Annotated in this window: 7 protein-coding genes; all 7 read right to left on the bottom strand. The window is 59.9% G+C overall.

Going from position 1 to position 9,532, the window contains the following annotated elements:
- Positions 1 to 30: 30 nt before the first annotated feature.
- Complete coding sequence (locus ACK4OE_RS15005; protein WP_409885611.1) at positions 31 to 810, bottom strand: hypothetical protein; 780 nt, start codon at positions 808 to 810, stop codon at positions 31 to 33.
- Between the two features lie 66 nt (positions 811 to 876).
- Positions 877 to 1,416, bottom strand: coding sequence for a prepilin-type N-terminal cleavage/methylation domain-containing protein (locus ACK4OE_RS15010; protein ID WP_409885612.1), 540 nt, complete (start codon positions 1,414 to 1,416; stop codon positions 877 to 879).
- Positions 1,417 to 1,737: 321 nt separating this feature from the next.
- A complete protein-coding gene (locus ACK4OE_RS15015) occupies positions 1,738 to 2,529 on the bottom strand; it encodes a 3',5'-cyclic-nucleotide phosphodiesterase (protein WP_409885613.1) in 792 nt (263 codons plus the stop codon).
- A 27-nt stretch (positions 2,530 to 2,556) separates the two neighbouring features.
- Positions 2,557 to 4,818 (bottom strand): CHASE2 domain-containing protein, encoded by a 2,262-nt coding sequence (locus tag ACK4OE_RS15020; protein ID WP_409885614.1) that lies wholly within the window; start codon positions 4,816 to 4,818, stop codon positions 2,557 to 2,559.
- Positions 4,819 to 4,883: 65 nt separating this feature from the next.
- Positions 4,884 to 5,540 (bottom strand): FHA domain-containing protein, encoded by a 657-nt coding sequence (locus ACK4OE_RS15025; RefSeq protein WP_409885615.1) that lies wholly within the window; start codon positions 5,538 to 5,540, stop codon positions 4,884 to 4,886.
- 41 nt (positions 5,541 to 5,581) lie between these two features.
- Positions 5,582 to 6,370, bottom strand: a complete 789-nt coding sequence (locus ACK4OE_RS15030) for a Stp1/IreP family PP2C-type Ser/Thr phosphatase (protein WP_409885616.1) — start codon at positions 6,368 to 6,370, stop codon at positions 5,582 to 5,584.
- A 17-nt stretch (positions 6,371 to 6,387) separates the two neighbouring features.
- Entirely contained in the window at positions 6,388 to 9,063 is a 2,676-nt protein-coding gene (locus ACK4OE_RS15035) for a CHASE2 domain-containing serine/threonine-protein kinase (protein WP_409885617.1), read from the bottom strand.
- Positions 9,064 to 9,532: the final 469 nt, after the last annotated feature.

Below are 9,532 nucleotides of genomic sequence, written 5' to 3' on the forward strand. Positions count from 1 at the left end.
TGCGATATTTTTCAAAGCCCGCCGGGCCGCTCAAAACCCATCGACCGCGATATATCTGATGGGATAAAGCGTTTTAGAATCAAGAACTGCAACCCATTCCTTGGTTATTTTGCTAGTTATTGGCAGATAAATTAAATCTCTCTTGTGAATGCCGATGTCGTCTGTTTTTCGTGCCAACACTTCTGTCGTCAAGGTACCGCGCGCTGCAAGGTCGAGTAGAGGTTTGGCGCGATATCGAATGGTATTCTCCGCCTGGGAATAGGGTATCCACCAAGAGGGCCTCGCGCTGGGCTCTACGCCCTGCAATGAAAATTCAAGACTTTGCAGCCGTTCGTCGGCATCTTTTGGTTGCCGTACTGCGGCAAGCTGAATGCCCGTGGGGGGTAGCTTCTGGAATTCAGGAAGTGCTCTGGACAATTCGGCTTCATCAATCTCAACAGCTGTGACGACCACGAGACGGTCGTCCTCAAAAACCACCATGACGGGCCGCGCTTCCCAAAGCGCGTGCATGCCATAAACCAATGCGCCAAGTTGGATGACGCCTACGGCGGTCCAATCCACCAGCAACGCGCGCCGTGTTTTTGTCGGGTTACTGAGGTAAAAATTCAACAATGGCCCGCATACAACATCTACAGCAATCAATACGGCCACAAGCGTGCTGACGCCAAGCATCTCGCCGAACGGTGCTGCATACCAAACCTTGAAAACCCAGAATGCTGCCAATACCGCGATCATCAAACTGAGAAGCGCGTGCCATGCAGCAATGCGAGCCGCAAATTTCCATCGCGTCGAATTCCATACTCGAGTCATTTTTTCTCCAAAAAAAAGAGTGCCTCGGCACTCTTTTCTTTTATAGGCCCAAAAGGCCAGCCGATTTTAACGGCAAGTAGCAGGCGCGTACTTCGCCTCCAGCTTACCGGCCGCAGCGCCAGCCATGCCAGCCTTGGTTGCGGAGACCCCGGTTACAGAGGAGCAGGCCCAGTCAAGCGCACCGCTTTCGCCAGCCGTCAAAGCTGCGGCCAGGGTGACGGATGTGCCCTTGGCTGCAGTACGCACATAGGGGGAGATGACCAGCGTATTCTTTGCCGCAGCAACCCCGGTAGAGGCAGCGTTGTATGTCACCGTGATCGGGCCACCAGCACCAATCAGCACACTGTCAACAAACTTGGAATTGGCTCCAGTTTTTGAATTCTGGGCATTCCAAGTCGCGACGACATTCGCCAGCTCGTTGGTACTGGTGCCGTCTGTGGCAATCATGTTCTTCGCGCCTTGGGCCAAGTTCAGGCCTTCGGTCACACGGGTGCGCACGGTGTAGTCCTGGTAAGCCGGCAGCGCGATGGCCGCCAGAATACCAATGATGGCCACCACAATCATCAGTTCGATAAGGGTGAAACCCTTTTGCATGAAACGCTTCATAAAAACTCCTTGGGGGGTCAATTGCAATTGAAACCTGAAGAACAAATCAGGTTGTTTGTCTTACGCAGCTTTCGTGCCACACAGGATGACCTGCCCTTTTGCACTCAATACGGCTGAAAACGGGAAATGACGTAACGACATGTATCCATTGTTGTAGCGAGTGACATTTTTGATCGATCAAGATTGTCATGTTTGCCTTGTATGCCTGCGATACCGCAGGAGCCGGACCGCGTGTGGGACCAAATCAGATTGCATCGTGGACCATTGGGATGCAACGGCAGCATAAACCAGTCGCAGTAGCGCTCGTTTGTCAGTCCGCGGCTACATCACAAACTCTTGGCCCGCTTTCAGCCAACGAATATCGAGCGGTGCCGTAAGCCCTTCGGGCATGTGCGCTTCAAACTGTCGAATCTCTTTCATGATGAGTTCAGTCTCCGAGGGTTTAGTGTGCGTAATGTAGATTGGGTACCGCTGGCCAGGGAGTATGTGGACTAGCTCTTCAGCCAAAGTGGAAGGCGACAGGTGTAGGCTACGGTTGGCGAGGTCGACTTTGCGATTACTGAAGGCGGTCTCGATAATAAGAAGCGCAACGGGCAGTGTGTTAACGCGATCCCAGAACGCAGGGTTGCGTCCGGTGTCACCGCTAAACACCAACCAGCCATTGGTGCCTCGTGCCGCGTATCCCACTGCGGGAACGGTGTGCAAGGCTGGCAGAGCCTCGACCAGAATGCCGCCTATGTCAATCTGCTGGCCCGTCTCGATGGCGTGGTACAGCATGAAGGGCTTGGCTGTCGACGGGATGGCACTAAAGTCGGGCCAAATGACGTCGTTGAATACGTGGGCCTGCAACGCGGCGATGGTGCCGGGTAGAGCGTGAACCTGAACGGGAGCGCTGCGCGATGAAGTCACTGCGTCAAGCATCAGCGGTAACGCCGCAATGTGATCTAAGTGCGAATGCGTCAGGAACACATGGTCGATCTTGCCCATCTCCTCTAGCGTCAAGTCGCCCACGCCGGTACCCGCGTCAATCAGGGTGTTGTCGCCTATTAAAAACGACGTCGTGCGGCAGTCCTTGGCGATGGCGCCGGAGCATCCGAGCACGCGAACCTTCATGTATTACCTTGTATAGAGATTGCCAAATTACTTGCTGTCGAAATTGGTGGCGCCGTCCCAGTCCGGGGTGAATGCCTGTTGTCGAAACAGCGCCACACGCGAGGCATACAGGGCATAGAGCGTACTGCTTTGACGAACGGTGTTGAGGCGGAAGAGGCAACTGTCGCATTGTGCCCACTCTTGCGCCCGGTAGGCAGTGAGGAATTGCCCCCATTCCTCTAGTTCACTCGATTCCGAATTGCTCACCGCCGCCAACTTCGACAGGGGCCAGAAAATGGCCACCGCTTGGGCCTTGCCCTTCACACGGACGAGATCGAGTTGCTGCCAAGCAAACTGCGGCGCCAGTAGCTTAGTGCTCTCACTCACGACAATCGACGTGCCGTAGTGTTTGGACAAGCCTTCCAGGCGAGAGCCGAGGTTGACCGCATCGCCAATGACCGTGTAACTGCGACGTATGTCCGAACCCATGTCGCCGACGCACATGGTTCCAGTATTGAGACCGATGCCCACGCCAATTTCCGGCAGACCACTTTGGCGGTGGCTCTCGTTGATCTCTGCGATAGCTTTCGCCATGTCAATGGCAGCAGCCACAGCCAGCTGCGCATGATCGGGTGTGGCGACCGGGGCGCCCCAAAACGCCATGACACAGTCACCCATGTATTTATCGATGGTGCCGCGGTGGCTCCGGATGATGTGCGTGAGTCTGCTGAACACGTCGTTCAACAGGGCCTGCAATTGCAGCGGCTCCATGCGCTCTGACATGGCAGTGAATCCGCGCATGTCGCAGAACATCACCGTCAACTCGCGGCTGGTGGCCTGCATGCTGTAGTTCTCCGGCTCTTTGACCATTTCATCCACCAACTCGGGAGGAACATAAGTGCCAAAAAGTGCTGCCAACTCGCGTTTCGACTTGCTCTCGACGAAGTAGCCGTAGACCATGTTGAGCGCAAAGGCCAGCACCGACATCAGCACGGCAGTTGCCAGTGGCAGTGCAAGGCCGTGCGATAGGTAGAGCCACAGGTTGACGCCAGTCAGCACTGTAATGACTCCCACGCTCAGGGCAACGGCGGGCCCCGCAGCCAAGAGTGGCAGCGCGACAGCCAGCAAAAGGCCCGCGCACAGCAGCTGCAGTGCGTCAAAACCCAGTGCGTAGTCTGGGCGCACGATGTTCTTGCCATCCAGCAGAGCGGACAGCACATTGGCGTGCGTTTCAACGCCTGGGTAGGTTCGGCCCACGGGGGTCACGCGCAGATCGAGCAGACCGGGTGCAGTGGACCCGACCAATACGATTTGGTCGCGCAAGCTCGCCGCTGGTAAGGCACCTTCAAGAATGTCAGAGGCGGATATGTAGCGGAAAGAGCCGCCTGAGACATCGCCGAGGCCACGAAAAGGTATGAGGGTGGCGAGGCGGTCATCGACCGGGAGAGCGATCGACCGCCCGTCCTGGCGCAGAACAATGCTCTGCAGTGGGTCATAGTCGCCCTGCGGATTGGCGTTGGCGTAACCTGGCAGCACCTCCGGCATGCCAACTACCTGGCGAAACACCGCAAGTGCCAGCGATTCGTAATAGCTTCCCTGGTGCTCGGCCAAAAGTGGCAACGACCGGACGACACCGTCTTCGTCTGTAATTGAATTGAAGAATCCAGCAACGGGAACGGCCTTCGCCAACACCTCGATATTGCCGCCGTATCCGTTCCACGATGTGGCGCGCAAGGGGAGGCCGCGCAGTTGATCGGTCTGAAGGGCAGGGCTTGGCAAGGTGCCGCGGGTGCGACCTTCCCGGTCGCTGGTCAGATAGAAACCCAGAACTGCCGCACGCCCTGTCAGTGACTGAGCGAAGAGCGCGTCGTAGTCCAGAGAGGGCTCAAGTTGTGCCAGCAAGTCGGCGAAGCCGGGCTGGGATTTCAAAGCGCCTCGCGCAAGCCGCTGCAGATTGCCCAAGCCGGAGCTTCCGTCGGCCTCTGCAAAAATGACGTCAAAACCAACAACCGCCACCTGCTGGCGCTCAAACAGTTCGAGGGAGAACGCCGCCATCTTGTCGCGGCCCCAGGGCCACTGACCAATGCGCCCCAGGCTTTTCTCATCTATGTCGATGATGACGATGCGTTCGTCCAGCGTCTGAGGCATCGTGGCGCGCAAACGTGTGTCATAGATGATGTTGTCGAGGCGTTCCAGCACCTGAAGGTGCAACACGTTGGAAACGTGCAAAAGCGCAAAGAGAAGAGGGAGCAGCGTGATGCTGATACGCCGCCACCGGTGGCGAAACAGGGATGAAAGCTGCTGCCGCATGTTCAGCCTCCTGCCCTTGGGCCAATCTGATAGGCCAGACGAACTGAACGACTAGCTGGAGTAAATCAACTCTGCTCGAACTGCATTTCCGTACCGGCCAACTCCAGGCGGTCGCCGTGCTTGAGTGGCACGGGCGAGGCGCCAATGGCCGCGCCGTTCAGCATGGGCATATCAGGTCCTTCCACGTGCGCCAGCACAAACCCCTGGTGGCGCTTGGTAATCGATGCCACGGCCACGCCTGGTTTGCCGATCGTGGTGACCACTTTTTGCAGAGACACTTCTCGCCCCGCTGCAGCGCCCGACATCACCCGGATCACCGCAGAGATGGGGGCCGGTGCGGGCGTTGGTGCCAGCGCAGCCGGCCGAGACACCGATCCTATCGGCGGCACCATGCCGGGCTTGAAGATCATGGTCTTCTCGAAGTTCTGGCCTTCGGCCTCGCTCAGGAAACGGATCTTGTACTTGCCCACTTCAACCGTGTCGCCGTTACGCAGTTCCTGGCGCTTGACGGCCTTGGCGTTGACGTAGGTGCCGTTGGTGCTGCCCAAGTCTTCAATTTCCACATCATGGCCCGCCATGTGGATCACGGCGTGCTCGCCGCTCACGGCGAGGTTATCAATCACGATGTCGTTGTAGGGCCGCCGACCCAGGGTGGTCCGCTCCTTGGTCAACTGTACTTCCTTGATAACGACCCCGTCGATTGAAACGATCATTCTGGGCATGATCCACTCCTGATGTGATGAATTGTTGTAGTTCGGGCCGCTCAAGCGGCACCTAGCAATCGGGACATGAGGCCGCGCTTCTTGCCTCCAGCGGCAGCCTGCACCAGCAGCACGCTGACGTTATCACGACCGCCGTTCGCGTTGGCTGTGTCGATGAGCAGTGTGGCTTTTTCCTCCAACGGGAGCGGTGCGCGCACCATCTCCGCCAGTTCTGCATCGGCAACCATGTCCGTGAGGCCATCGGAGCACATGAGGAACAGGTCGCTGGGCGCAACCTGAAACTCGTTGACTTCCATCATGACGTTGGGCTCTACGCCCAAGGCCCGCGTGACGAGGTTGCGGTTGGAGGACTGGGCAGCCTGCTGGGGCGTGAGCAGGCCCGCGTCGACCTGCTCCTGCAGCCACGAGTGATCGCGCGTGATCTGCTGCATGGTACCGTCGCGCAAGCGGTAGCAGCGGGAGTCGCCAATATGTCCGAGGATGAGTCGGCTGCCATGGAACACGCCGACTACCAGCGTTGTGCCCATGCCTGCATATTGGGGGTTGGACAACGATGCGCCCAGGATGGCGTGGTTGGCGTTCTCGACGCAAATTTCCAGAGCCCGGCGCACATCGGTGGACTGCGGAGTGTTTCCTGCATGCGCAAGCCAGCGCCCCATCTCAGTGCGAATGAAGGTTGTGGCCATGCCACTGGCGACCTCGCCCGCGTTGTAGCCGCCCATGCCGTCGGCCAGGATGGCGACCTGGGCCTCGCGGTCGACAGCCACCGCGTCTTCGTTATTGGTGCGCACGCGGCCTTTGTCTGTCCGCGCGAAAAATTCATAGGTCATGGATGTTGCGGCGAGCGTCATCGGGCGCCTGAAATCGGCGGGGATGCCGCACCCCGCACAGCGGGTAGCTCCATCACGGTTTCCTGGAAATCCGCCATCTCATGCCCTGTTGCATCGCGGTCTGCATCATAGACGACTGCTTCGGGGGCAGCCAGCGCCGCATGACCGTCCGCCGCCGCTTCCCGCAGGCCTGCTGCAAACTGGCGGCCGGTCTGGTAGCGTGCATCAGGGCGCTTTTGCAACGCAAGGGACACCACCTTTGCAACGGCCGGGGACACCTCCGGCCGCAGCTGACGCACGTCGGGCGCGTCCATACTGGCAATTTTGTGCATCAGCTCCGTCATGGATTCGCCGCGCAGCGGCAGTGTCCCCGTCAGCAGCTGAAACAGCGTGACGCCAAGGGAATACAGGTCCGACCGGCCATCCACCTTTTTCCCCGCCAGCTGCTCCGGCGACATGAAGCTGGGGGTTCCCAGCACCAGGCCCGTACGGGTCCTGCTCGAATCGGTGATGCGCGCAATACCAAAATCGGTGACCTTGACCGCATCTGCAGCACCATCAAACATGATGTTGGCCGGCTTGATGTCCCGGTGCACCACGTTGTGTGCGTGGGCGTAGTCCAGAGCGTCGGCCACGCGCGCCGTGATGGACAGCACGGTGGGTATCGGCAGCAGGTGCTCCTTGCGACATGCGTGCGTCAGGTCGGCACCTTTGAGGAACTCCATGGCGATGTACGCCAGGTCGTGTTCTTCGCCTGCGTCAAAAATGGTCACGATGTGTGGATGCTGTAGGCGTCCCGCCGTTTCTGCTTCGCGAAAGAACCGGGCCCTGGCGTCGACGAGAGCCGTACCCTCGAACTCCGCCCCCAGCGCCAGTGTTTTGATGGCGACCACCCGGCCAATTTTGGGGTCGCGCCCCCGGTACACAACACCCATGGCACCTTTGCCCAGCTCCTTGTCGATCTGGTACCGCCCCAGCATAGGAATCCCGGTGGCCGCATCACCCTGCAAGCTCGGCGTATTGTGCGCGGGCGGTATGGACGCTGGGGCGCTGGAAGGACCATCCGCGCTGTGCTGAAGCTGGGCCCGTGCACGTTGGTAGCGGTTGCGGGCGTCTTTGTACTGCTTGTTGTGGCGCAGAATCTGCGCGTAAACCGCCTTTGCCTTGGCGAAATTGCGCTTGCGCTCAAAGTCCTGCGCCAGGTGGTACAGGTTGTCCATCAGCGCATCGCTGGGCGGCACCTTGCGCAGACGGTCAAACGCCATGTCCAGCTGGCCTTGCCCGTGCAGCGCCAGGCCCATCATGCGGTCGGCTTCGGCCGCTTCCAACGCTTGCGCCGACTGTCTGGATGTGGTTGATCGGCCCGGGGTGCTTCGCATTGCGATTGCGGCGGCGCCAGCCAGTGCGCCTGCAGCGGCCAGCGTCAGCGGCACCCACAGCCCGGCGTAACGCAGCAGACCCCACTCCGTACATACCATCGCCAGGACCACGGCAAGGCTTGCGCTGACACCTACCGCCGTCGGCGGTCGCGGCGCCACCAAGGCCGCGGAGAGCAATACGCCTAGCACCGCCGCCCAGGATGCTGCTCGGGCCCAGCTTGGCGCAGTCACGGAGAGCCCCTGGCGAATGCTGGACACCGTGTGGGCCAGCCATTCCACGGGGTAGATGGACTGCCCGCCAGGGCCAGCCCATGGCGCCACCAGGCTGTCGCTGGTTTCCCCAACGATCACAACCTTGTCTTTGAACAGGGTGGCGGGGGTTTTTCCATTCAGCACCGTGGCAAACGAGGCGATGGGAAAAGGTGGCGCACCCTCTTGCACGGAGTACACGCGCGGACGCATCACAGCCGAGGGGTCTGTGGCGATGTCCAGCCCGCCCAGGCGCAATGACTTGGGAGCGTCCTGAATCCGTACTTCGTCTGCCGTGAGGTGCAGGCTGTGGCGCGCAGCGAGCAGTGCAAGCGATGGGACACCCACTTCGTCATAACGCAGCAGCAAGGGCGCCTGGCGTACTTTGCCGTCTTCATCGGCCACCGTATAGAGGTGGCCGACTCCCACTGCCGCAGACCCGAGCGCCGCCAGCGGGTGCTGCGCCGAAAGCGCAGACGTGGCATAGGCGCCGGGGTCGGGCAAGGTGCCTCGGCGTACGTATGCGGGTAGTGCAGTGGGTTTGCCCGACGCCGCATAGCGGGAGGCCAGCAGTACGTTGCCCGCTTTCTGGATACTGGACGCGAGCCGGGCGTCTGTGTCCAGGGCATTCTCGGCCTCGGCGGTCACGCGGTTGAGCTCGGCAGCCAGTGGCGAACCGTCGCCTGCACTGGTCAATACAGCCCTGATTTTGCGAACCTGGCCGAGCCCGGGGTCAGACTGAGAATCCGACAGGGACGGCGTGTAGACGATGGTTTTGGCCCCTGCGGCCGACAGAGTGTCGATCAGCCGGGCATGCAGGTCTCGTGACCACGGCTGGGGGCCCAGCGCGCCCAGGCTGGCGTCGTCGATGCCGACGATGGCGATTTCTGCGAGGGGGGCGGGAGAGGAAATACGAGCGGCGGCATCGTACAGCTGAAGCTCAATCCGTTCGGCCAAGCCGGTGACCGCGCACAGAAGCATGACCACCACCGCCGCAGCCAGTGCGCCCCGAAAGCCGTCGGTACGACCCAGAGCAAGCCGCCGCGCCGAGGTTTTTTGTCCCACTTGCTGTTGTTCCCGTCAGGTATTGAGTGCGTGTTGAAGCAATATTTGCGCCCAATTGAGAGTGCCCGAACCTGTCACAGCGCCATGCATTGGCTGGAGGGGGTGGGAGCACCTTGTGGGTGTTGTTGCCGCGAGCGACAACTTCAGGCACCATTGCATGCCATTTTTGTCACATGTGCTGTGTATTGCTCTCCGGGCGAGACGTTATTGCATGGTGGCGGTGACCATCAGGCTGCCGCAGGCATGGGCCCTCACTCTCCTCACCGTCGCCGCAGCGCAATGGCAGCCCGATCCACCGCAGCACGGCGCCCACCCGCGATATGTTTCCAGGCGATCTTCTTCAGGCCTCCGCTACCATAAATGCAAGAAGCGGGCGAAAACCAAGTTTAGAGCGCTTGAATTTTTTAGGGGGGCGGGACAAAGGGCGCAAAAGCCCGAAGTGTGAGCAAATTGGCGAAGGAAAGCCCCG

The sequence above is a fragment of the Acidovorax sp. genome (genome assembly GCF_046314175.1).
Classification (GTDB): Bacteria; Pseudomonadota; Gammaproteobacteria; order Burkholderiales; family Burkholderiaceae_C; genus Acidovorax.

Excerpts from the sequence above, each read along its gene's own strand:
- ACK4OE_RS15025 (WP_409885615.1), bottom strand. The coding sequence starts at position 5,540 with ATGCCCAGAATGATCGTTTCAATCGACGGGGTCGTTATCAAGGAAGTA.
- ACK4OE_RS15005 (WP_409885611.1), bottom strand. The coding sequence starts at position 810 with ATGACTCGAGTATGGAATTCGACGCGATGGAAATTTGCGGCTCGCATT.
- ACK4OE_RS15010 (WP_409885612.1), bottom strand. The coding sequence starts at position 1,416 with ATGAAGCGTTTCATGCAAAAGGGTTTCACCCTTATCGAACTGATGATT.
- ACK4OE_RS15030 (WP_409885616.1), bottom strand. The coding sequence starts at position 6,370 with ATGACCTATGAATTTTTCGCGCGGACAGACAAAGGCCGCGTGCGCACC.
- ACK4OE_RS15015 (WP_409885613.1), bottom strand. The coding sequence starts at position 2,529 with ATGAAGGTTCGCGTGCTCGGATGCTCCGGCGCCATCGCCAAGGACTGC.
- ACK4OE_RS15020 (WP_409885614.1), bottom strand. The coding sequence starts at position 4,818 with ATGCGGCAGCAGCTTTCATCCCTGTTTCGCCACCGGTGGCGGCGTATC.